Here is a 22,532-nt window from a genome sequence, read left to right as displayed (position 1 = left end):
GAGAACAGCTGCTCCCACAGCTGAATCAAACGGCTCTGCCCCACCGCAGCCAGCAGCTGCTTTGAGGCGATGGTAGGTGGCAGTTCGGGGTAACCCAGGTGTTCGCGTCCGGCGGCAATCGCGCCTGATGTGACGATAACGATACGATGACCCGCCGCGTGCAGTTGTGCACACTGACGAACCAACTCCACCATGTGCGCACGATTCAGCCGACGCGAACCGCCGGTGAGGACGCTGGTACCCAATTTGACCACAAGGGTCTGACTGCCACTCATGTTTTTCCTGCCATATAAGAAAAAAATTCTGCGAAGGGACGTTTTATCAGGAGTGAGCGAGGAAGCCAATAACAGCAAGGGGAAAAGCACAAAAATCCCCTGACAATGCAGTAGACCAAAAGTTCGCGATTAACAAGAAATCAGAAAAACTGTCATAAAACTTTCATCACCAGTCGGTAAAAAGTCCCCTGTTTTACAAACCCTTTCAAGGGTACAACAAATTTTACTCATTGGGATTGATAGCAAATGAAGAAGAGCACACTGGCATTAGTCGTATCAGCGCTGGCACTGGCTTCCACCGCACACGCCGCAGAAGTTTATAATAAAGACGGTAACAAACTGGACTTCTACGGCCGCGTTAAAGCTGAGCATTATTTTAGTGATGCCGCTTCAAACGATGGTGACAAATCTTACGTTCGTATCGGCTTCAAGGGTCAGACCCAGATCAACGATCTGATGACCGGCTACGGCCAGTGGGAATACCAGTACAACGTTAACAACTCTGAAGGTTCTGACGCTAACTCAGGTAACAAAACCCGTCTGGGCTTTGCGGGTCTGAAATTCGGTCAGTACGGTTCATTCGACTACGGTCGTAACTACGGCGTGCTGTACGACGTTGAGGCATGGACTGACGTATTCCCAGAATTCGGTGGTGACGGTACTGCGCGTACTGATAACTTCATGACTGCGCGTGCGACGGGTGTTGCGACTTATCGTAACAGCAACTTCTTCGGTCTGGTTGATGGCCTGCGCTTCGCGCTGCAATACCAGGGTAAAAACGACTCTACCAGCGCTAACGCACGTGGTAGCGCCACTGATACCTCTCGCCAGAACGGCGACGGTTACGGTGCGTCACTGGGCTACACCATCGGCAGCACCGGCATCAGCCTGATGTCTGCTATCACCTCTTCTGACCGTACTAATCAGCAGCAAGCGCGTGCTTACGGTTCTGGTGACAAAGCGGATTCATGGGGCGCGGGCATCAAGTATGACGCTAACAGCGTTTACCTGGCCGCAATCTACACCGAAACCCGCAACATGACCCCAATCAGCGGCACCAACTCAGTGACCGGTGCTTCCGTGTCAGGTGCAGCGAACAAAGCGCAGAACATTGAATTGGTTGCACAGTACCAGTTCGACTTCGGCCTGCGTCCGTCTATCGGCTATGTGCAGACCAAAGGTAAAGACATCGAAGGTATCGGCGATGCGGACCTGGTTAAATACATCGACGTTGGCGCGACTTACTACTTCAACAAGAACATGTCTACCTACGTTGATTACAAAATCAACCAGCTGAACGACGACAACCGTCTGTCACTGAACAACGACGACATCGTTGCTGTTGGTCTGACTTACCAGTTCTAAGTCGTCTGATTTACCCTCAATGTGTCTATAAAAAAAGAGCCGGCTCATCACCGGCTCTTTCTTCTTTTTGTCTGTTTAGCGGGCTTAAAAGCCGAGTCCGACGATGGCGTGATTAAGCGCTGAGCTTCACCGGCTCTTCTTTAAAACCCGATGCAGGTTTAAGATCCAATTTAAGATCCTTCAACACCACTTTTAGACGCTCATGGAAATTACGCAGCGTACTCTCCACTTTCTCGTTGTTCTCTTTGCCTTTAATGGTTGCCACACCCCAATCACCCTCTTTATCAAACAAACCAAAGTGGTATTCATAGGTGAAATGGTCTTCGTGCGCTTCCAGCGTCATCCACCAGCCCCAGAACTCGCGGAGTTCAGGTGCAGGTTTGACGTTGACACACGCTGCCAGGCAATCGAAGAAGAAACGCTGCTCTTCACATTTTCCTTCACGGATGTACGGCCCCAATTCGGTGAAGCGCTTCAGCAGGCGACTACGGGGATGACCACTCGGTAACGTCATGCTAATTCTCCCTCAAATAACCGTAAAATTGTTTCTCATTACGCGAATCACGCGCGCAACGCAAAATATCCCGGATATAAGTAGTAGCAGAACGTTGGTTTTTTGCCAGTCATACACCCAATTGTTTTGCCAGCCAGTCGCAAATTTGATTTAACGCCTTCTCAAAACTCGAGAACACCGGCGTGGCGGGAATAGCCAACACTTTGCCCTGTGCGGAGGAATTGGCAATCAGCTGCGCCTCTTCTTCCGGACTAAACAAATCACCCGGCCAGTAAGCCGCCAGCATCGGCGTGGGCGTGCGGCGCCCCAGCAGGCCCTGCACCTTCAGCGAGTAACGATTGAGCTCAATGCGCAGGTTACTGTCTGACGCGGAAGGCATCCCCAGACGACTGGCCAACATGTCCATGTACATGTCCGGTAGTTGCTGCTGGCGTTGCTCATCGACAAATACGTTGTGCACCATCGCGCCGAGCGTCGCGACCGCACGCAGACGCGGGACTTCCAGATAAGCCAGTCGGGTGGCGACATTGGCGCCAAAGCGATAGCCAAACAGCGCAACGCGCGTGTGATCAATCCACGGCACATTGCTCAGCTCACGCAGCACCTGCTGGTGAAGCTGGCTGGTGTCCTGGTTCAGCTTCCATTTGCTGCTGAAGCCCACAGAGGGCATATCCAGCGTCAACATGGCGATGCCACGCGGGGCCAGATAATCGTGGAACAGGCGATAATGATCGCTCTGCAGCGAATCCAGGCCACCGCACAGCAGCACCGTTGGGTATGGGGCTTTGGCCTCAGCAGGCATATGCAGGAAACCGGTGACCGGGCTGCCACCGCTGATCTGGAAGGTCAGCGCTTTCAGCTCACCAGGCAGACGCTGCGTGGCCTCTTCGTATGCCCGGTTTGCCAGCACCTGTGCCTGATCGGCCAGATCATCGCCTTTGATATAGGGATAGGCGGCAATACTGTAGAGATTAGATGCGCGCATCCACTGATGCCCGGCTTCCTCGTGATCTTCATTCTCCATCGCGCGCTGTTGCCATAAGGCGGCCTGCTTCGACCACTCATAGTTCCAGTTCCCGCCGCGATAACCAATCACGGTGTCGAGTTGGGTGTCATCAGTGTGCTCATACTCACTGATAGCGATGCGCGCCAGCACTTCGCTGATCTCCTGCGGAGACAGGCCGCGCCACGTCCACAGCAGCTTGTTGAGCATGCGATACCAGCAAGGTTGGGTATCCCCTTCGAGGGTGTTGTGCACCTGAACCGGATGATGGTGCTGACGATGCACCAGAGAGGAGGTTTCCGGGTGTTTAAAGCGGGGCTTAAAAAGCTCTTCGCTGAGGTTTTTATCCGACATCTTAGACGTTCTCCCGCGATAGTCGCATAGATGCCTAAAAGTGTACTGCACCCACATGTTAGGTGCGAGGCGTAGAATGCACAACGCCCGGCATAACCGGGCGTTGTTTGCGTTGCATCAATCAGCTTTTGACGATTGGCGGGATGTAAACCACGCCCATGTCCCAGGGCTGTTCGATCCAGGTGTTCTGCGGAATATCAACAATGTAGTCGTCCACCAGCGAACGACCAGCTGGCTTAGCGAAGATGGTGCAGAAACGCGCTTTTGGATACATATCGCGGATCGCTTGCGCGGTGCCACCGGTATCCACCAGGTCATCAATCACGATGAAACCTTCACCGTCGCCTTCCGCACGCTTCAGCACTTTCATTTCGCGCTGATGATCGTGGTCATAGCTTGAGATGCAGACGGTATCGACATAGCGAATACCCAATTCACGCGCCAGCAGCGATGCCGGAACCAGACCACCGCGGCTGACCGCAATGATACCTTTCCACTGTTCCACAGGAAGCAGGCGCTGGGCCAGTTTGCGGGCATGGATCTGCAACATGTCCCAGGTGACGACGTATTTTTCGCTCATAAAAGAAATCCCGACCAACAATGTTGGTTTAAAAATAGGCAAGGGGGAAAAGGTTGCGCGAGATTATAAGGATCTGACGCGTTAAAAACCAGCATCTGTCGCATTGGATGCAGGATTTTAGCGCGCCTGAGTACGCACCCGGTGAAAAACAGTGATATTCTCAGCCACATCACGTCAGATGTGCTGACGGCGATCTTTCACTGGAACCCGGCGTGCGAGCGGTATGTCCGCCGCGCTGACACAGGAGATGCATTGTGTCTGAATTGTCGCAACTTTCCCCCCAACCGCTGTGGGATATTTTCGCTAAAATCTGCTCCATTCCACACCCTTCTTATCATGAAGAAGCGCTGGCCGAACACGTGGTCAACTGGGCCAAAGAGCAAGGCTTTTGGGTTGAGCGCGATCAGGTCGGCAATATCCTGATTCGTAAACCGGCCACTGCGGGCATGGAAAAACGTACCCCTGTCGCGCTGCAGGCGCACCTCGATATGGTGCCGCAGAAGAACAACGATACGGTGCACGACTTCACTAAAGACCCGATTCAACCTTATGTTGATGGCGAGTGGGTTAAAGCGCGTGGCACCACGCTGGGTGCCGACAACGGTATTGGCATGGCTTCTGCGCTGGCGGTGCTGGCTGATAACAGCCTGACCCACGGCCCACTGGAAGTGCTGCTGACCATGACCGAAGAATCGGGCATGGATGGCGCGTTTGGTCTTCAGCCAAACTGGCTACAAGCCGATATCCTGATCAACACCGACTCTGAAGAAGAGGGTGAGATCTACATGGGTTGCGCGGGGGGTATTGATTTCATCACCACCCTGCCATTAAACCGTGAAGCCGTACCTGCGGGCTTTGAAACCCTGAAGCTAACGCTGAAAGGCCTGAAAGGCGGCCACTCCGGTGCCGATATTCATCATGGTCTGGGCAACGCCAACAAGCTGCTGGCGCGTTTCTTTGCGGTCTACGCGCAGGAACTGGATGTGCGTCTGATTGAGTTCACTGGCGGCACGCTGCGTAATGCGATTCCGCGCGAAGCTTTTGCCACGCTGGCAATCGACAGCCATAAAGTGGATGCACTCAAATCGGCTGCGGCTCATTTCCAGGCCACGCTGCTGAACGAGCTGGGCATTAAAGAGAAGAACATTGCGTTAACCACCGAGCCGCTGGCACATCAGGGCCAGGCGCTGACCACCGACAGCCGCGATCGCTTCATCAACCTGCTGAACAGCACCCCGAACGGTGTGATTCGCAACTCTGACGTGGCCAAAGGCGTGGTGGAAACCTCGCTGAACGTCGGTGTGGTGACCATGGATCAGGACAATGCCGAAATCATCTGCCTGATTCGTTCACTGATCGACACCGGCAAAGATTGGGTGGTGGAAACCCTGACTTCACTGGGCCAGTTGGCTGGCGCGAAAACCGCACCAAAAGGCGGTTATCCTGGCTGGCAGCCTGATGCTGATTCACCGGTGATGGCGCTGACGCGTAAAACCTATGAAGCCCTGTTTGGCAAAACGCCAAACATTCAGGTGATTCACGCGGGTCTGGAGTGTGGTCTGTTCAAGAAGCCGTATCCGAACATGGATATGGTGTCGATTGGGCCAACCATTACCGGTCCACACTCACCGGATGAGCAGGTGCACATTGAGAGCGTCGGTCTGTACTGGAAACTGCTGACTGCGCTGCTGAACGTGGTGCCAGAGAAGGCGTAAGTCTTTGCGATGCTGTAAGGAACCAGGCTAAGGCCTGGTTTTTTTATGCCTGCAATCCTGAGGTTAAGGATTCTCTTGCTAATAAGGTCGCAATATTTGCCGGAATCCATTTTGAGACCGACAGTAACATGCAGCATATTTCACTATAAATCCTGCTTATTACCCCAGCATTCTACCACTCCACACTCCCTCTCTAGTTTTAGACGCCGTTACGCCCAGATGTCTGGATGGCTAATAAGATTTCGTGCTAGCTTATGCGCTTTCGTTTGTTGTCCAGCGTTATGGGTTCAGAAAAAATGCCACCCACTCTCTTAATGAAAGGCCTGCCCAATGAGTGCGATTAACCGCCTGGAGATGCGTAATATCTCCATCGCTTTTGGCGGTTTTGCCGCACTGACCCAGGTCGATTTTCTGACCGAGGGCGGATCGGTGCATGCGTTGACCGGGGCCAATGGCGCAGGAAAATCCACCCTGATGGCGGTGCTATCCGGCGCGCATAATCATTACAGCGGTGAAATTCTGCTGGATGACCAGCCGGTCTCGATTCGCACCCCGCGCGATGCCAAAAAACTCGGTATTCATTTGGTGCAGCAGGAAGTGGATGTGGCGCTGGTACCGCAGTTGAGCGTGGCGGAAAACATCCTGCTCGATCAATTGGCAGAACCCGGCCATGTCTATAGCTGGCGCGAGATCCGCCGTCAGGCGCGTGCCCTGCTCAATCAGCTGGAAGTGAACATCGATGTTAATCGTCTGGTGGAACGCTGCTCGCTGACGGAGAAACAACAAATCCTGCTGGCGCGCGCCCTCTCCCATCACTGCCGTTTTCTCATTCTGGATGAACCGACTGCGCCGCTGGATCAGCATGAAAGCGAGCGTCTGTTTACCGTGGTGCGTCGTTTACAAAGCAACGGCATTGGCGTGGTGTTTATCTCCCACCGCATTCACGAACTAAAAGCCATCTGCGATCGCTTAACCGTGTTGCGTGATGGCCGCTTGATTGAAAGCAGCCCGATGGCGGCACTGAGTGGCGAGCAGATTGTTGAGAAAATGCTGGGGCACCAGTTGACCGATGTCTATCCACCTCGCCGTGAACAGAGTGAGCAACCGCTGCTGCTCTCGGTGGAAGGTCTGCACGATGATCAACTGCTGGCGGACATTTCACTGCATCTGCGCAAAGGCGAAATTCTCGGCATCGCCGGCCTGGCGGGCGCGGGGAAAACCGAGCTGTGTAAGGCGCTGTTTGGTGCAAATAAAAGTCGTGTGGAAAAAGGCGAGCTACACGGCAAACCGTGGCGACCGCGTTCTCCACATGATTCGGTGGAAAACCGTATGGCGCTGGTGCCGGAAGAGCGTCGTAAAGAGGGTATTTTCATCGATGAACCGGTGAGCATGAACCTCAGCGTCAGCGCCGATAACAGCTTTTCGCGCTGGAGCCTGTTCGGCCATCGTCAGGCATGGCGCTGGGCCGAAGAGGTGATTCAACGCCTCAACGTGCGCACCACCGGCCCGGCGCAGATTCTGCGTCGTCTGTCAGGCGGTAACCAGCAAAAAGTGGCAATTGGGAAATGGCTGCGCAACAACGCTGACGTGCTGATCTTTGATGAGCCAACCAAAGGTGTCGATATCAAAGCCAAAACCGATCTGTTCAGCCTGATTGACGGCCTGGCACGTGAAGGCAAAGGCATCATCTACGCTTCGGGCGAGTTTTCCGAACTGGTCGGCTTATGTGACCGTATTTGTGTGCTCTGGGATGGGCGCATTGTGGCAGAGATGGAAGGTCGTCAGGCCACAGAAGAGATGCTATTGCTTTATTCCACCGGAGGAACCCCTGCGTGAGCAGCAAAGAACTATCCCTGAACCCGCAGGTTTCTCTGCGTCATAAACTATTCGATTTTCTCTATAAATGGGGCATGTTGCTGACCGTGGTGATTCTGATCACTGGGTTTGGTCTGGCATCGGACAGCTTCCTCGAGCCCACCAACATCATCAACATCCTGCGTTCGATTGCTATCGTCACGGTAATTGCGATTGGTGTGTCGATTTCGCTGACCATCGGCGGCTTCGATTTGTCGGTAGGCTCAACCGCCTCACTGGCCAATGCGCTGGTGATTTCGCTGTTTGTCTGGCACGGCTTTGGCACCACCGAAGCCATTATCATCACGCTGCTGCTGTGCACTCTGGTGGGGCTGCTAAACAGCTTCCTGATCGTGATTCTGCGCATTCCCGACATGCTGGCTACACTGGCCACCCTGTTTGTCATTCAGGGCGTGGCGATGACTTACAGCTTCGGCGGTTCGATTACCGAGAATATGGTGATGCCAAGCGGCGATATGGCGGAGGGCACTATCCCCGCAGCGTTCGGTCTGTTGGGTCAGGTGCCGACCATTGTGATCATCATGCTGGTAGTGACGATTGTGGCACAACTGGCACTGTCATTGACCAAGCATGGCCGTCGCATGTACGCGCTGGGTGGCAATCCAGAAGCCGCACGCCTTTCCGGTATTCGCACCACGCGCTACCGCGTTTTGGCCTATGTACTCGCATCGCTGCTGGCCGGATTAGGCGGCATTCTGCTGGCATCGCGTATTGGCTCCTCGCAGGTGAACGCCGGCAGTGGATATTTGATGGATGCCGTTGCCGCGGCATGGATCGGCTTCTCGCTGGCCGGTTCCGGCAAACCTAACGCGCTCGGTACGCTGGTGGGCGCGGTGATTCTGGGTGTGTTGCAGAACGGGCTGGTGATGCTCTCCGTGCCGTATTACGCCATGGACATTATCAAAGGCCTGGTGCTGGCTCTGGCCCTGGCGATTACCTACATTCAGCGCCGCTAAGGCGCGTTTACTGAGAAAGAGATTCTAATGAAAAAAATTACCCTTTCGCTGCTGGCCTTAAGCCTGCTGAACGCCAGCGCTGCCTTTGCCGATACCGTTACCCCGGTTCCCGCAGCGATTGCGAATCACGAAGGTCCGGTGCGCATCGCCATCATCCGTAACCTGGGGTCTGACGATAACACCACGCAGTTTATTGCCGGTGCCATTCAGCAAGGTCGTCAACTGGGCTTTAAAGTCAGTACTTTCCTGAGTAACGGCGATGATGCGCGTTTCCAGGACTTTGTTAATCAGGCGATCAGCCAGAAATACGATGGCATCATTCTCTCTCACGGCAAAGAACCCTACTCCACCGCTCTGGTGCAACACATTGTCGATGCAGGTATCAAACTGTCCGTCTTTGATACCCCGGTAAATACGCCGGTCAATGGCGTGACCGTCACTGCGCAGGATGATGCCTCGCTGGCGCAGGCGTCACTGGGTCAGTTGATCAGTGATTTCCATGGTAAAGCCAACATCATCAAACTGTGGGTCGCAGGCTTCCCGCCGCAGGAACGCCGCCAGGTGGTGTATGAGAAACTGCTGAAAGAGAATCCAGGCATTCATCAGCTGGAATCCATTGGCGCAGTTTCTACCGATGTACAGGGCGACACCGCCAACAAAGTGGGTGCGATCCTGGCAAAATATCCTAAAGGTAAAATAGATGCGATTTGGGCGTCGTGGGATGCGTTCAGTCAGGGTGCTTATAAAGCGCTACAAGAGAATGGTCGTACTGAAATCAAAATCTACAGTATTGACGTGTCCAACCAGGACTTGCAGTTGATGCATGAGAAGAACAGCCCATGGGTGCAGACGGTCGCGGTCGATCCAAAAACCATCGGTGCGGTCAATATGCGCTTAGTGGCCAATAAAATCGCGGGTGAAGCCACTCCGGCAAGCTACGAGTTTAAAGCGTCTTCCATTTCGCAGCAGTTGCTGAATAGCCAGCAAGGGGCGATTAACGTAGCAACCCTGAACAAGATTATTCCAGGCTGGGGTGTGAACAACGATTTTGTTGCGCCGTGGTTTGCCACGCTGGAAGCGAAGTACACTAAGAAGTAATTCAGTGGGCGAATAGGGCATCCTGGCGGCGCTTCAAGCCGCCAGGATGATAGCCAAGGCCATACTCAAGGTTTTACCAACCCAACACTAGCTGCCGCTCCAATTGCGGATCCACCAGCGTTACATGCAATCCCACCAACCGCACGCCGCGCCCGGCACGCCTTTCATCCCATGCCTGCCGCGCCACTGCGATCATGTCATCCTTGTTCAACACCGGCCAGACATGCTCCTGCGTGGTCTGCTGGAAATCATTAAATTTGAGCTTCACGCCCTGACGCGCGATTTGCTTGTCGGGACGGATATTTGTCAGCCGTCGATCCAGCTCAGCATAGAGGTAATCAATGATTGCCAGACACTGCTCCCAGTTGTGGATGTCCTCCATCAATGTGCGTTCGACACCGAGCGATTTGCGTTCGCGCTCCACCACCACATCGCGTTCATCAATGCCGTTGCTGCGCTCCCAGAGCACGCGGCCGAATTTACCAAATCTCTTCAGCAGCAAGGCGAGATCGGCTCTCTGCACATCGGCGCAGGTGCGCAGTCCCATCTCTTCCAGTTTTTTGGTCGCCACTTTTCCTACGCCAGGAATTTTGCTCAACGGTAGCGTCAGTAAAAAATCCGGCATCACTTGCGGTGTAATGACGTATTGCCCGTTGGGCTTATTTAAATCGGAGGCGATCTTGGCGAGGAATTTGATCGGCGCAATGCCAGCCGAGGCGGTTAAACCGGTTTCGCGCAGGATATCGGCACGTATCGCCTGCGCCATTAGCGTCGCTGATCCCTGACAATGCTCGCTATCGGTGACATCAAGATACGCTTCATCCAGTGATAAGGGCTCAATCAATGGGGTGTAGCGTGCGAAAATATCGCGTATCTGGCGTGACGCCTCTTTATAGGCATCGAAGCGTCCAGGCAGTAATTTCAGATGCGGGCAGAGCTTGAGCGCCATTGCCGTCGGCATCGCGCTGCGCACGCCATATTTACGCGCGGGATAGTTGGCGGTGCTGATGACACCACGCTGCACCCGGCTGCCGCCAATGGCGATAGGTATATCCGTTAATGAAGGATCGTCGCGCATTTCAACGGCCGCGAAAAAGCAGTCCATATCGACATGAATGATTTTGCGCATACGCCCTCCGAATACTGGATAAGTATACAGCAGTAAAAAACTTCGGCAATATTTGTTGAGCGATGAATTAAAGTTTACAAAATTCTGGTCGTAATCCCTTTAGGATTGCACCATTTTCACGGAGACTGTCTTGATTAAACCTCAGACAATGTTAATGTTGCGCTGCGGTAGCGGATATTTCCGATAATGCAATACCAAGACGCTCAGCGTCATCGTCTCTCTTCACTTCAAGGTACACACAGAATGGGCAGAATCGCATTGTGGCTTGCGATGATTCTTATGCCAGTCCTTAGCTGGGCCATTTCGCCAGAGCCAACGCAACTGTCGGCACCGGTGAGCAAAGAGTTAAAGAAACAATTACTTGGCACTCCTGTTTTTATTCAGATCTTCAAGGAAGAGCGTACGCTGGAACTGTACGGCAAAATCGGTAATGAATATCGTCTGCTGGACAGCTATCGCATTTGTAATTTCTCTGGCGGATTAGGGCCTAAGCGTCGTCAGGGCGATTTTAAAAGTCCGGAGGGGTTTTATAACGTTAAGCTGAACCAGTTAAAACCGGACAGCCGTTTCTACCGCGCGATTAATACCGGCTTCCCGAATCAATACGATCGTGATAAAGGCTATGACGGTAACTATTTGATGATTCACGGTGATTGCGTCTCAATTGGCTGCTACGCCATGACCAACGCATCAATGGACGAGATCTTTACCTACGTCAACGCTGCGCTGCGCAACGGTCAGCAGGATGTACAGATCAATATCTATCCGTTCCATATGACCGATAGCAACATGCAGCGTCATCGCTACTCAACGTACATCAACTTCTGGCGTGAACTGCAGCCGGGTTATGCGTACTTTGAGAAGTACCACATACCGCCAACGGTTAATGTGACGACGACGGGTCAATATGCGGTGAACAGCACGCCGGTGATTTCTACACCGGATGCTGCCTCGAAGTCATTCCTGGCGCTCACCCAGGCAAAATAATGCCCACTCGCCTGGCACTATTCGGTGCCAGGTTTCATTTCCTGTCAGCGGCTGTGTCGCAATCACCGTCACAACGTCCTTCGGTGTTGTTTGCTGCATAAAATCAATTTCTACATCCTGATCGAGCAATTTGGCTTTGCCAAAAGGCGCACGACGAGTGATCCAATACAGATTGGTCGAGCAGAACGCCATCAGATAACGACCGTCCGACAGCAGCATGTTAAACACGCCCTTCTCGCGCATCTCAGCCGCCAGCTCAGCAATGTAGCGAAATACCGCCGGCCAGTTGCCCGGAGTGCGCGGATAACGCTCAGACAGCTTATGCAGGATCCAGCAAAACGCTTTCTCACTGTCCGTTTCGCCAACGGGGCGGAAAGTCCCGGTTTCCAACTGTTTGTAGCCTTTCAGCTGCCCGTTGTGCGCGTAGGTCCAGTTACGTCCCCACAGCTCACGGGTAAACGGATGGGTGTTTTCCAGCGACACTTCACCACGATTCGCCTGGCGGATATGAGCGACCACGGAATGTGATTTGATCGGGTATTCCTGCACCAAACGGGCGATCGGTGAGTTAAAGCTGGGCTGAGGATCTTTGAATGTGCGGCACCCTTTTCCTTCATAGAAAGTGATGCCCCAGCCATCTTTATGTGGCCCGGTTCCGCCGCCACGCTGCACCAGACCGGTAAAACTGAAACAGATGTCCGTGGGGACATTGGCGCTCATCCCGAGCAATTCGCACATAGCAACCGCCTTAAGTCAGCACTCCCGCGTGAGCAGGAGTGACGCGTCATTACTTAACCATCTCTTTTTCGATCAGCAGCATCAGGATATGAATCACTTTAATGTGAATTTCCTGAATGCGGTCAGCGTAGCCAAAATGCGGTACGCGAATTTCGATGTCCGCTGTGCCTGCCATTTTGCCGCCATCTTTACCAGTCAGGGTAATCACTTTCATCCCTTTGGCGCGTGCCGCTTCGACCGCTTTGATAATGTTCGCCGAGTTACCTGAAGTGGACAGGCCCAGCAGTACATCGCCTTCACGGCCTACGGCTTCGATATAGCGCGAGAACACATGGTCATAGCCAAAATCGTTGCTGACGCAGGAAAGGTGGCTCACATCAGAGATGGCAATCGCCGGGTAGCCAGGACGATTTTCACGGTAGCGCCCCGTCAGTTCTTCAGCAAAGTGCATCGCATCACAGTGAGAACCACCGTTGCCACAGGAGAGCACTTTGCCCCCTGCTTTGAAGCTGTCTGCCAGCAAGACTGCCGCGCGCTGAATCGCGTGAATGTTCGCTTCGTCACTCAGGAATTTATTAAGCGTATCGGCTGCTTCATTAAGTTCTGAGCGAATAATGTCCTGATACATAGGGATGTCCTTTAGAGGAAAGATTTACTCTGCAAGTTTAACGGAATGGGACAAAGCCGCAAAGCGCCAGCATCGGGGAAAAAGGCCCAGGCTTTGCCATTCCTGCTCTGTTGGTGTCCAGAGAGTGCGATTTTGTGAGTTCTGTTGTAATTGCGATGTAAACAGATTGCTAAAAAGCGACCACTGCTCTAAACCTTACCTTATAACAGGTCAGACCTCTTACAACTTACGGAGCGGTTCATTATGTTGCTTGCCTCGATTGTCGCGACGCTGATTGTCATTAGCGCCCTCTTTTACCATCAAGTATCGCTGCGGCTCAGCAGCGTAATCCTGTTGCTATGGACCGCCGGGCTGGCTGCTGCAGGCCTGTGGACGCCGTGGCTGCTGCTGCCACTGGCAATTATCCTGCTGCCCTTCAATCTGCCGGCCATGCGTCGCAGTATGTTCTCCAAACCTGCGCTGCACAGCTTCCAGAAAGTGATGCCGCCGATGTCGCGTACGGAAAAGGAAGCGATTGATGCCGGTACGACCTGGTGGGAAGGCGATCTGTTTCGTGGCAAGCCAGACTGGCAGAAACTGCACAACTATCCGCAGCCACGCCTGACGGAAGAGGAACAAGCCTTCCTCGAGGGGCCGGTCGAAGAAGCCTGTCGTATGGCGAATGATTTCCAGATCACTCACGAACTGGCCGATCTTCCGCCGGAACTGTGGGCGTATCTCAAGCAGCATCGCTTCTTCGCCATGATCATTAAGAAAGAGTATGGCGGCCTCGAATTCTCCGCCTATGCTCAGGCGCGCGTCTTGCAAAAACTGGCGGGCGTTTCCGGTATCCTGGCGATCACCGTGGGTGTACCTAACTCACTCGGCCCAGGCGAACTGTTGCAGCATTACGGCACCGATGAGCAGAAAGATCACTATTTACCACGTCTGGCACGCGGCGATGAAATTCCGTGCTTCGCGCTGACCAGCCCGGAAGCGGGTTCGGATGCGGGTGCCATTCCGGATACTGGCGTGGTGTGCATGGGCGAATGGCAAGGCCAGCAAGTGCTGGGCATGCGCCTGACATGGAATAAGCGTTACATTACGCTGGCACCGATTGCTACCGTGCTTGGCCTGGCCTTTAAACTCTCCGATCCCGATCATCTGCTGGGTGAGACTGAAGAGCTGGGCATTACCTGCGCCCTGATCCCGACGCAAACGCCGGGCGTAGAGATTGGCCATCGCCACTTCCCGCTTAACGTGCCGTTCCAGAACGGTCCAACACGCGGTAAAGATATTTTCGTGCCGATCGATTTCATCATTGGTGGCCCGTCGATGGCCGGTCAGGGCTGGCGTATGCTGGTTGAATGTCTGTCAGTCGGTCGCGGCATCACCTTGCCTTCCAACTCGACCGGTAGTCTGAAAAGCATTGCGCTGGCAACCGGTGCTTATGCGCATATCCGTCGTCAGTTCAAAGTCTCTATCGGTAAAATGGAAGGCATCGAGGAACCGCTGGCACGCATTGCCGGTAACGCCTACGTGATGGATGCGGCGGCTACGCTTATCACTAGCGGCATTATGCTGGGTGAAAAACCGGCGGTGCTGTCGGCGATTGTGAAATATCACTGCACCCACCGCGGCCAGCGCGCCATTATCGATGCGATGGATATCGCCGGCGGTAAAGGCATTATGCTGGGCGACAACAACTTCCTGGCGCGAGCTTATCAGGGCGCACCGATTGCGATTACCGTGGAGGGCGCCAATATCCTGACGCGCAGCATGATCATCTTTGGCCAGGGCGCGATTCGCTGCCATCCATGGGTGCTGGAAGAGATGAACGCTGCGGCGAAAAACGATCTGGTGGCCTTTGACCGTGCCTTGTTCAGCCATATTGGCCATGTCGGTAGCAACAAAGTGCGCAGTCTGTGGCTCGGTTTAACCGGAGGCCGCACCAGCGCGTCGCCAACCCGCGACGTGACCCGCCGCTACTATCAGCAGCTCAACCGCCTGAGCGCCAACCTGGCACTGCTGTCAGATGTGTCGATGGCAGTGTTAGGCGGCAGCCTGAAACGTCGTGAACGTATCTCAGCACGTCTGGGGGATGTGCTGAGCCAGATGTATCTCGCCTCTGCCACCCTGAAACGCTTTGACGACGAAGGCCGCAATGAAGCCGATCTGCCGCTGGTGCACTGGGGCGTGCAGGATGCGCTGCATCAGGCTGAAGTGGCGATGGATGACCTGCTGCGTAACTTCCCTAATCGCCTGGTGGCAGGCGCGCTGCGCATGGTGATTTTCGCCGGTGGCAAACACTGCCCGGCACCGTCTGACAAACTGGACCACAAGCTGGCGAAGCTGTTGCAACTGCCGTCAGCCACTCGTACGCGGCTGGGCCGTGGCATGTACCTGACGCCAAGCGAACACAATCCAGCAGGCCAACTGGAGCAGGCGCTGCAGGATGTGATGGCAGCGGAAGTGATTCATGAACGTCTTTGCCAGCAGCAGAAAAAACATCTGTCGTTTACCCGTCTGGATGCGCTGGCACAGCGTGCGTTGAAAGAGGGCTGGATTGATGAGAGCGAAGCCAAAGTACTGACGCGCGCTGAAGCCAGCCGTCTCAAAGCCATCAACGTCGATGAGTTTGTGCCGGAGGCACTGGCCTCACCGAAGCCGCAGGATAAAGGCGCCACGCGCGCCAGTGAAGCGGCATAAAACGAAAAAGCCTCCTGACGGAGGCTTTTTTAATGGGGCCTGGCATAACTTATCCCGCATACATACAACGGTTTCGCTGCCAAAGCGGGCAGTGAATGGCGCACTTATAAGATTGAAGCCTGACTTACCCCGCCTGACGAATGCGCGCAATCAGCGCATCGACATCCGCAATATGATCTGCCGCGAGAATCAACGTACGGCCCAGCGTGATGCAACTGCGAATACATTCTGTCCGCATGGTATCATCAGCAATCTGTTTAAAATCGGCAACGTGTGACATGCCCACGGTGCGACGAATCAGTTCCGTGCCGCAATAACCAATGGTGTCGCTCCATACTTTGCGCAGGAAGGCTTCCGCATAGCCCGGATACGCCAGCGCCACATCAGAAGTGTTGGCGTGTGCCAGTTCGAGGAAGCGGCTGGAGAACTGCGTCCAGACTTCATGCACATCGCTCAGACGACGCTCGCGCCCTTCTGCCGCTTCACGCGGGGCCAGCAGGCCCGGCAGGCAGCAGTAGTTAATCAGCAGATTGCCAATCGCGCTGCCGACATCAAAGCCAATCGGACCGAAATAGCCAAACTCCGCGTCAATCACCTTCAGGCTACCATCGGCCACGAAGATTGAGCCGCTGTGCACATCGCCATGCAGTAGCGCTTCGGCATCCGCAAAGAAGCGGTGCTTCAGCCCGGCCACCGCGATTTTCAGCGCATCGTCAGTGCGCAGGCTGACCACCAGCGGCTCCAGTGCCGCCGGGTATTTATTACGCTCATGATCGATAAAGGGATCGTTGAAGAACAGGTCTTCGGTGATTTCGCACATTTCCGGGTTGATGAAACGCGCGACTTCGGCCTTTTTCTTGTGAGGATGCAGGAAAAAATCAGAAGTATGGAACAACGTCTGCGCCAGATATTCGCCCAGCTGACGACCCGCTTCAGGGTAGTAAGCACCTTGCACCAGCTCGCCGCGCCAGATGCGATGGCTGGAGAGATCTTCCATCACCATCACCGCAAGTTCGGCATCGTAATGGGTGACGTTAACCGTGTGCTCTGGGCAATGTTTATAGTGCTCAACCAGCGTCTGCGCTTCGAGGCGCGCGCGATCCAACGTTAACGGCCAGGACTCACCCACGCAACGCACATAAGGCAGTGCCTGTTTCACCACCACACGGCTCTGTCCCTGGTTATCGAAAATCTTGAACACCAGGTTGAGATTACCATCGCCGATCTCTTCTGCGCTGACCAGCGCTGACGGATCGTCCACACCGCCAAATTTTTTAGCATATTCCACCGCATCAGCAGCGGTGAAGGTACGGTATTGCGACATTGCCTGTTCCTCGACATTCGATAGTAATAAGCCGTTTGGACGTCTATACATCCGTCACGCATGTTGGCACAATAGCCGCTATTAACGCAACAGGGATTTCACACCATGCAAACACTTCGTACCACCAGTCTTGAGGTCCGCGATAATCAACTGTGGATCCTCGACCAGCAAGCGCTGCCACAACAACAAAACTGGCTGCCTGCGCACACTGTGACGCAGTTGGTTGATCATATCCATGCGCTCCGCGTGCGCGGCGCTCCGCTGATTGGCCTTTCAGCCAGCTTGCTGCTGGCGCTGTTGGGCGAGCAAGGTGTCACCCGCGCGGCATTGGCGGAAGCGCTGGAGGTGTTGCGTGCGTCACGGCCGACTGCCGTCAACCTGATGAACAATCTGGATCGTATGAAGATTGCGCTGGCGGAGAGCGATCACGTCAACGCCCTAAGCGCCGAAGCGCTGCGCCTGGTGGCAGAAGATAAGCAGCTGTGTGACAACATTGCCCGCGCCGGCAGCGCTCTGGTCAAGCCCGGCAGCCAGCTCCTGACGCACTGTAATACCGGCGGTCTCGCCACCGCAGGCGTGGGTACCGCACTGGGCGTGATTGCGCATGCCCATCAGCAAGGTTTGGTGAAAAGCGTCTGGGTGGACGAGACGCGACCACTGCTGCAGGGCGGTCGTTTAACCGCGTGGGAGCTGGGCGAGCTGCACATTCCCTACCAGCTGATCACCGATTCGATGGCTGCAAGTTTAATGGCGCGCGGCGTGGTCGATGCGATTTGGGTCGGCGCGGATCGCATTGCCGCCAACGGCGATGTGGCGAACAAAATCGGCACCTACAGCCTGGCGGTACTGGCGCACTATCACGGCATTCCGTTCTATGTGGCGGCGCCGCACACCACGCTGGATCGTCAATGCCCGAACGGCGATGCTATCCCGATTGAGCAGCGTGCCGCCAGTGAAGTCACCGGCGTATCCGGCAGTTTTGGTAGTGTGCAGTGGGCACCGGATAATGCGGTGGTCTACAACCCGGCGTTTGATGTTACGCCAGCTGCACTGATTAGCGGTTGGGTGTTGGATACCGGCGTTGTGACGCCAGGGCAGGTTAAGGAAGGGATTTTTCAGCCTTAAAGGTGCGCCAGATGGCGTATCCTGTGCTTACGGTGCGCCAGAAATGAAAAAGTCGCCATAAATGGCGACATTATGATGACGAGCCCTATGTTGTCAGATGCACCCTGAAGAGTGCCCTTTCAATGGCTGATTCCATTTATGCATATGCAGGTTTAAGCACACAGCGCGTTATGCCAGACGAGGATAAGCATCCGCAATCTTGTCGCCGGTAAAGTTGGCGATCCAGCCTTCCTGATTATCGAAAATACGAATCGCGGTAAAGTGCGGCTCAGAACCCATATCAAACCAGTGTGCCGTGCCTTCAGGGACTGAAATCAGATCATTCTTCTCGCACAAAATCTGGTAAACCTCATTGCCAATATGCAGGCAAAACAGGCCAGACCCTTCGACGAAGAAACGCACTTCATCTTCGCTGTGCGTGTGTTCATTCAGGAACTTCTCGCGCAACGCCTGCTTGTTAGGATTGTCTGCACGCATGCTCAGCACATCCCAGCTCTGATAACCTTTCTCTGCCACCAGACGATCGATCGCGTGCTGATACGCTTTGATCACCGTTTCAGCGTCAGGGTCGTTACCCAGATCGCGATCCGCTTCCCAACGCTCAAAGCGAACGTTTTTGGCGTTCAGGCGCTCGCGAATCGCCTCGGCATCGGTACTGTGCCACAGTGGCTGGCTGGACTCGGTATCGCTAAAAATTGTCAGTGCACTCATGTTAAATCGACTCCGGATTAATCTGCGAAAAATCGTTTACCTGGTGATGGCGACTGGCGTTATCGGCCTCGCCACGAATTAACTGCAATGTGTGCCAGCCTGCTTGTGCCGCGGCATCCAGTTCCTGATGGATATCTGACAGGAACAGCAACGAAGAGGGTGCCAGGCCAATGTGTTCGGCGATGTTGTGATACGACTGGGTTTCACGCTTGGCGCCAACCGCTGTATCAAAATAGCCGCTAAACAGCGAGGTTAAATCACCTTCATCGCTGTAGCCAAATAACAGTTTCTGCGCAGGCACCGATCCCGAGGAATAAACATACAGGGCAATCCCTTGTTGCTGCCAGCGTTCAAAGGCGGGCAGCACATCGGGATAAAGGTGGCCGGTGAACTGACCTTCAACATAACCCGCACGCCAGATCATCCCTTGCAGCGCTTTCAACCCCGGCGATTTGCGATCTTCATCAATAAAACCGATCAGCGTGGCGATGAGGTCATCCAGCGATGCTTGTGGCGCCGCTGACTCTTCACGCACTGCGTTTAGCGCCGCAACCACCTTCTCATCCGTTTGGTTATCCCGCACGAAGGCTGCCAGATGCTGACGTGCATAAGGAAACAGGACATTGTGCACAAACTGAATATCACTGGTGGTGCCTTCAATATCAGTAACAATCGCGCGAATCATTGGGTCTCCAGCAGTCGACGTTGCAGTTCACATTCAAACAGGAATTCCAGCCCTTCCAGGTGGCGGCGCGCTTCGTTGACGTCTTTGCCCCAGCAGGTTAAGCCATGACCACGTAACAGGAAGCCGTACCGCAACGGCGTGTCCGCCGCAAAAGCTTCAATGCGCTGCGCCAGTGCCTCAATATCCTGGTCGTTATCAAACAGCGGAATCGCAACGGTATTGAGATGCGTGTCCTGACCCGTGAGGGTTTTCTGCATCTCGTAGCCGCTCAGCAGCAACGCACTGCCCTTCTCTACACGCGACAGTACGGTAGAATTCACCGTATGGGTATGCAGTACAGCCCCGGCCTGTGGGAACAAGCGATAAATCAGGGTATGCAGCCCGGTTTCCGCCGACGGTTTACGTCCCGAAGGGACACTGTTTGTCGCGATCTCCACCTGAATAAAGTCATCACGCGTCAAACTGCCTTTATCTTTACCTGATGCGCTTAGCAGGCAATATTCGGCATCCTGGCGCACCGACATGTTTCCGCCCGTCGCGGGTGCCCAGCCTTTTGCGCCAATCCAGTGGCAGGCGGCCACTAAATGTTCCAGTGGGAGAAAATCCGTCATAGTGAAGGTGAGGCTCCGCAGTTGTTTTAGACGTCTAAGCGTCTCGATTGCCAAATATTAGCATCCTGTGTAGAGTGGCAGCAACACAGGGTTTCTCCGCATCGACATTCGCGCTTAAGGCCACTAAATAATGACGCAGCTCAACCTGACTCCCGAGAGCAAATTACCCGCCCTCGGCACCACGATTTTCACGCAAATGAGCGCCCTTGCCGCGCAGTTCAACGCCATCAATTTATCACAGGGTTTTCCGGATTTTGACGGCCCGCAATATTTACAGGATCGTCTGGCCTATCATGTGAGCCAGGGCGCAAACCAATATGCGCCGATGATCGGTGTGTTACCCCTGCGTGAAGCGATTGCCGATAAAACGGCTGAGCTTTACGGTCACACGCCCGATGTTAACAACGATATCACCGTGACCGCGGGCGCGACCGAGGCACTGTATGCCGCGATTACGGCGCTGGTGCGTCCGGGCGATGAAGTGATCTGCTTCGATCCCAGCTACGACAGTTACGCGCCTGCTGTGCAACTGGCCGGCGGCGTGCTGAAACGCATTGCATTGCAGCCACCGGGATTCCGCGTTGACTGGAGTGAATTCCGCAGCTTGCTGAGCGCGAAAACCCGTTTAGTCATTCTGAATACGCCGCACAACCCTTCTGCGACCGTGTGGCGAAAAAGCGATCATGCCGAGTTATGGCAGGCGATCGCTGAGCAGGAAATCTATGTGTTGAGCGATGAAGTCTACGAACACATCTGTTTTGATGCAGAGGGCCACGCCAGCGTGTTAGCGCATGCCGAGTTACGCCAGCGTGCCGTTGCCGTCTCTTCGTTTGGCAAAACCTTCCATATGACCGGATGGAAAGTGGGCTACTGTGTTGCACCAGCAGCGATCAGCGCCGAAATCCGTAAAGTACACCAGTATCTGACGTTTTCGGTTAATACCCCGGCGCAGCTGGCGATTGCCGATATGCTGCGTCAGGAGCCGGAACACTATCGTGACCTGCCGGCCTTCTATCGCGAACGCCGCGATTGTCTGGTTGATGCATTGTCGGGTAGCCGCTTCAAGGTGTTGCCGTGCGAAGGCACTTACTTTGTGCTGCTGGATTACAGCGCCATTTCCGATCTGGATGACGTCAGTTTCTGCCAATGGCTAACCAAAGAAGTCGGCGTGGCAGCCATTCCGCTGTCGGTATTCTGTGCCGATCCGTTCCCGCACAAGCTGATTCGCCTGTGCTTTGCCAAACAACCCGCGACACTTATCGCCGCTGCGGAGCGCTTATGTCAGCTTTAAAAATTACCGTTCTGCAGGAAACCCTGAGCTGGATGGACGGCGAAGCCAACCTTCATCACTTCGATGGCGTATTGAAAGGCATTGAAGGTCGCGATCTGATTCTGCTGCCCGAAATGTTCACCACGGGTTTTGCCATGGAAGCAGCAGAGAGTTCGCTGCCGCAGCAACAGGTCATTGAATGGCTGCACAGCCATGCGAAAACCAGCAATGCGCTGGTCGGTGGCAGCGCAGCCATCCAGACTGAAAAAGGCGCCGTGAACCGTTTTCTGCTGGTTGAACCGAATGGCACCGTGCACCAATACGACAAACGTCATCTGTTCCGCATGGCCAATGAACATCAGCATTACGTTGCGGGTGATACGCGAGAAGTGTTCACCTGGCGCGGCTGGCGTATTCTGCCACAGATTTGCTACGACCTGCGTTTCCCGGTGTTCTCTCGCAATCACAATGATTACGATCTGGCGCTGTACGTTGCCAACTGGCCAGCACCACGTGCGCTGCACTGGCAGTCACTGCTGTTAGCGCGTGCGATTGAAAACCAGGCGTACATTGCCGGTTGCAACCGCGTCGGTAGCGATGGCAACAGCCATCAGTACAGCGGGGACAGTCGGATTATTTCGCCATTGGGCGAGATTCTGGCCGCAGGCGAGCCTTTTGCCCGCGCCCGTCTCGATGCGGAATTGTCGCTGGACGATCTGCAAGCCTATCGCGAACGCTTCCCGGCGTGGCGAGATGCCGATGGCTATACATTGAAGTCATAAAAAAACCCCGGTTTTCCGGGGTTTTATTTATCGCAAGTTGATTACAGATCGAAGCGATCCAGATTCATCACTTTGGTCCAGGCTGCCACGAAGTCATTGACGAACTTCTGTTTGGCATC

At 54.4% G+C, this 22,532-nt stretch carries 20 protein-coding genes and 1 pseudogene; 10 read left to right on the top strand and 11 right to left on the bottom strand.

Annotation, left to right across the window (positions count from 1 at the left end; all coding sequences use genetic code 11):
- Window positions 1-275: pseudogene (locus RT340_RS12710) on the bottom strand (glutamate 5-kinase); the annotation flags it as partial.
- 246 nt (window positions 276-521) lie between these two features.
- Between RT340_RS12710 and ompC the strand changes: the two are divergent.
- Entirely contained in the window at window positions 522-1,640 is a 1,119-nt protein-coding gene (ompC, locus tag RT340_RS12705; RefSeq protein WP_313376325.1) for a porin OmpC, read from the top strand.
- A gap of 112 nt (window positions 1,641-1,752) precedes the next feature.
- On the opposite strand, the gene crl is transcribed toward ompC, so the two are convergent.
- The 3 genes from crl to gpt form a co-directional block, all read right to left on the bottom strand.
- Window positions 1,753-2,154, bottom strand: coding sequence for a sigma factor-binding protein Crl (crl, locus tag RT340_RS12700; protein ID WP_313376323.1), 402 nt, complete (start codon window positions 2,152-2,154; stop codon window positions 1,753-1,755).
- 109 nt (window positions 2,155-2,263) lie between these two features.
- Window positions 2,264-3,511 (bottom strand): esterase FrsA, encoded by a 1,248-nt coding sequence (frsA, locus tag RT340_RS12695; RefSeq protein ID WP_160867973.1) that lies wholly within the window; start codon window positions 3,509-3,511, stop codon window positions 2,264-2,266.
- Between the two features lie 121 nt (window positions 3,512-3,632).
- Entirely contained in the window at window positions 3,633-4,091 is a 459-nt protein-coding gene (gene gpt, locus RT340_RS12690) for a xanthine phosphoribosyltransferase (protein ID WP_034825338.1), read from the bottom strand.
- A 254-nt stretch (window positions 4,092-4,345) separates the two neighbouring features.
- On the opposite strand from gpt, the gene pepD reads away from it, so the two are divergent.
- The 4 genes from pepD (at window position 4,346) to RT340_RS12670 (ending at window position 9,735) form a co-directional block, all read left to right on the top strand.
- Complete coding sequence (gene pepD, locus RT340_RS12685) at window positions 4,346-5,806, top strand: beta-Ala-His dipeptidase (protein WP_166933648.1); 1,461 nt, start codon at window positions 4,346-4,348, stop codon at window positions 5,804-5,806.
- 330 nt (window positions 5,807-6,136) lie between these two features.
- Complete coding sequence (locus tag RT340_RS12680; protein ID WP_313376319.1) at window positions 6,137-7,642, top strand: sugar ABC transporter ATP-binding protein; 1,506 nt, start codon at window positions 6,137-6,139, stop codon at window positions 7,640-7,642.
- A complete protein-coding gene (locus RT340_RS12675) occupies window positions 7,639-8,637 on the top strand; it encodes an ABC transporter permease (RefSeq protein WP_160834030.1) in 999 nt (332 codons plus the stop codon). Before RT340_RS12680 ends, RT340_RS12675 begins: the two co-directional genes overlap by 4 nt.
- A 27-nt stretch (window positions 8,638-8,664) precedes the next feature.
- Window positions 8,665-9,735, top strand: coding sequence for a sugar ABC transporter substrate-binding protein (locus tag RT340_RS12670; RefSeq protein ID WP_283215932.1), 1,071 nt, complete (start codon window positions 8,665-8,667; stop codon window positions 9,733-9,735).
- Between the two features lie 73 nt (window positions 9,736-9,808).
- Here the strand turns inward: RT340_RS12670 and dinB are convergent, their stop codons facing one another.
- A complete protein-coding gene (gene dinB / locus RT340_RS12665; RefSeq protein ID WP_038648775.1) occupies window positions 9,809-10,864 on the bottom strand; it encodes a DNA polymerase IV in 1,056 nt (351 codons plus the stop codon).
- 243 nt (window positions 10,865-11,107) lie between these two features.
- Here dinB and dpaA point away from each other — a divergent pair, with 243 nt between their 5' ends.
- On the top strand, window positions 11,108-11,851 hold the full coding sequence (gene dpaA, locus RT340_RS12660) for a peptidoglycan meso-diaminopimelic acid protein amidase (protein ID WP_058961547.1): 744 nt from the start codon (window positions 11,108-11,110) through the stop codon (window positions 11,849-11,851).
- Here dpaA and RT340_RS12655 read toward each other — a convergent pair.
- A complete protein-coding gene (locus RT340_RS12655; protein ID WP_058961548.1) occupies window positions 11,822-12,589 on the bottom strand; it encodes a class II glutamine amidotransferase in 768 nt (255 codons plus the stop codon). The genes dpaA and RT340_RS12655 overlap by 30 nt on opposite strands.
- Before the next feature lie 49 nt (window positions 12,590-12,638).
- Complete coding sequence (gene lpcA, locus RT340_RS12650; RefSeq protein ID WP_034825351.1) at window positions 12,639-13,217, bottom strand: D-sedoheptulose 7-phosphate isomerase; 579 nt, start codon at window positions 13,215-13,217, stop codon at window positions 12,639-12,641.
- A 243-nt stretch (window positions 13,218-13,460) separates the two neighbouring features.
- Between lpcA and fadE the strand changes: the two genes are divergently transcribed.
- Complete coding sequence (gene fadE, locus RT340_RS12645; protein WP_097117554.1) at window positions 13,461-15,905, top strand: acyl-CoA dehydrogenase FadE; 2,445 nt, start codon at window positions 13,461-13,463, stop codon at window positions 15,903-15,905.
- Between the two features lie 124 nt (window positions 15,906-16,029).
- On the opposite strand, the gene mtnK is transcribed toward fadE, so the two are convergent.
- The gene (mtnK, locus tag RT340_RS12640) at window positions 16,030-17,229 is read right to left on the bottom strand and encodes an S-methyl-5-thioribose kinase (RefSeq protein ID WP_313376310.1); all 1,200 of its coding nucleotides are present in this window, start codon (window positions 17,227-17,229) and stop codon (window positions 16,030-16,032) included.
- Between the two features lie 105 nt (window positions 17,230-17,334).
- Between mtnK and mtnA the strand changes: the two genes are divergently transcribed.
- Window positions 17,335-18,354: an S-methyl-5-thioribose-1-phosphate isomerase gene (mtnA, locus tag RT340_RS12635; protein ID WP_313376308.1), complete on the top strand. Its 1,020-nt coding sequence runs from the start codon at window positions 17,335-17,337 to the stop codon at window positions 18,352-18,354.
- Window positions 18,355-18,522: 168 nt separating this feature from the next.
- Here the strand turns inward: mtnA and RT340_RS12630 are convergent, their stop codons facing one another.
- From RT340_RS12630 to RT340_RS12620, 3 genes are read right to left on the bottom strand one after another with little or no spacing between them, the layout of a single operon-like run.
- Complete coding sequence (locus RT340_RS12630; protein WP_097117557.1) at window positions 18,523-19,065, bottom strand: 1,2-dihydroxy-3-keto-5-methylthiopentene dioxygenase; 543 nt, start codon at window positions 19,063-19,065, stop codon at window positions 18,523-18,525.
- Between the two features lies 1 nt (window position 19,066).
- Window positions 19,067-19,750 (bottom strand): acireductone synthase, encoded by a 684-nt coding sequence (mtnC, locus tag RT340_RS12625; RefSeq protein WP_034825368.1) that lies wholly within the window; start codon window positions 19,748-19,750, stop codon window positions 19,067-19,069.
- The gene (locus RT340_RS12620; protein WP_058961553.1) at window positions 19,747-20,361 is read right to left on the bottom strand and encodes a methylthioribulose 1-phosphate dehydratase; all 615 of its coding nucleotides are present in this window, start codon (window positions 20,359-20,361) and stop codon (window positions 19,747-19,749) included. Before RT340_RS12620 ends, mtnC begins: the two co-directional genes overlap by 4 nt.
- Window positions 20,362-20,491: 130 nt before the next feature.
- Between RT340_RS12620 and RT340_RS12615 the strand changes: the two genes are divergently transcribed.
- Complete coding sequence (locus RT340_RS12615) at window positions 20,492-21,652, top strand: pyridoxal phosphate-dependent aminotransferase (RefSeq protein ID WP_313376303.1); 1,161 nt, start codon at window positions 20,492-20,494, stop codon at window positions 21,650-21,652.
- A complete protein-coding gene (locus RT340_RS12610; RefSeq protein WP_097117560.1) occupies window positions 21,640-22,413 on the top strand; it encodes an amidohydrolase in 774 nt (257 codons plus the stop codon). Before RT340_RS12615 ends, RT340_RS12610 begins: the two co-directional genes overlap by 13 nt.
- Window positions 22,414-22,532 lie beyond the last annotated feature (119 nt).

The sequence above is a fragment of the Pantoea sp. CTOTU50773 genome (assembly GCF_032082325.1).
GTDB classification, from domain to species: domain Bacteria; phylum Pseudomonadota; class Gammaproteobacteria; order Enterobacterales; family Enterobacteriaceae; genus Pantoea; species Pantoea communis.
This window is presented reverse-complemented; position numbering and strand designations above follow the sequence as displayed.

Bases quoted from the DNA above. Each gene is read 5' to 3' on its own strand.
- ompC (WP_313376325.1), top strand. From the start codon at position 522: ATGAAGAAGAGCACACTGGCATTAGTCGTATCAGCGCTGGCACTGGCT.
- crl (WP_313376323.1), bottom strand. From the start codon at position 2,154: ATGACGTTACCGAGTGGTCATCCCCGTAGTCGCCTGCTGAAGCGCTTC.
- frsA (WP_160867973.1), bottom strand. From the start codon at position 3,511: ATGTCGGATAAAAACCTCAGCGAAGAGCTTTTTAAGCCCCGCTTTAAA.
- gpt (WP_034825338.1), bottom strand. From the start codon at position 4,091: ATGAGCGAAAAATACGTCGTCACCTGGGACATGTTGCAGATCCATGCC.
- RT340_RS12680 (WP_313376319.1), top strand. From the start codon at position 6,137: ATGAGTGCGATTAACCGCCTGGAGATGCGTAATATCTCCATCGCTTTT.
- RT340_RS12670 (WP_283215932.1), top strand. From the start codon at position 8,665: ATGAAAAAAATTACCCTTTCGCTGCTGGCCTTAAGCCTGCTGAACGCC.
- dinB (WP_038648775.1), bottom strand. From the start codon at position 10,864: ATGCGCAAAATCATTCATGTCGATATGGACTGCTTTTTCGCGGCCGTT.
- dpaA (WP_058961547.1), top strand. From the start codon at position 11,108: ATGGGCAGAATCGCATTGTGGCTTGCGATGATTCTTATGCCAGTCCTT.
- RT340_RS12655 (WP_058961548.1), bottom strand. From the start codon at position 12,589: ATGTGCGAATTGCTCGGGATGAGCGCCAATGTCCCCACGGACATCTGT.
- lpcA (WP_034825351.1), bottom strand. From the start codon at position 13,217: ATGTATCAGGACATTATTCGCTCAGAACTTAATGAAGCAGCCGATACG.
- fadE (WP_097117554.1), top strand. From the start codon at position 13,461: ATGTTGCTTGCCTCGATTGTCGCGACGCTGATTGTCATTAGCGCCCTC.
- mtnK (WP_313376310.1), bottom strand. From the start codon at position 17,229: ATGTCGCAATACCGTACCTTCACCGCTGCTGATGCGGTGGAATATGCT.
- mtnA (WP_313376308.1), top strand. From the start codon at position 17,335: ATGCAAACACTTCGTACCACCAGTCTTGAGGTCCGCGATAATCAACTG.
- RT340_RS12630 (WP_097117557.1), bottom strand. From the start codon at position 19,065: ATGAGTGCACTGACAATTTTTAGCGATACCGAGTCCAGCCAGCCACTG.
- mtnC (WP_034825368.1), bottom strand. From the start codon at position 19,750: ATGATTCGCGCGATTGTTACTGATATTGAAGGCACCACCAGTGATATT.
- RT340_RS12620 (WP_058961553.1), bottom strand. From the start codon at position 20,361: ATGACGGATTTTCTCCCACTGGAACATTTAGTGGCCGCCTGCCACTGG.
- RT340_RS12615 (WP_313376303.1), top strand. From the start codon at position 20,492: ATGACGCAGCTCAACCTGACTCCCGAGAGCAAATTACCCGCCCTCGGC.
- RT340_RS12610 (WP_097117560.1), top strand. From the start codon at position 21,640: ATGTCAGCTTTAAAAATTACCGTTCTGCAGGAAACCCTGAGCTGGATG.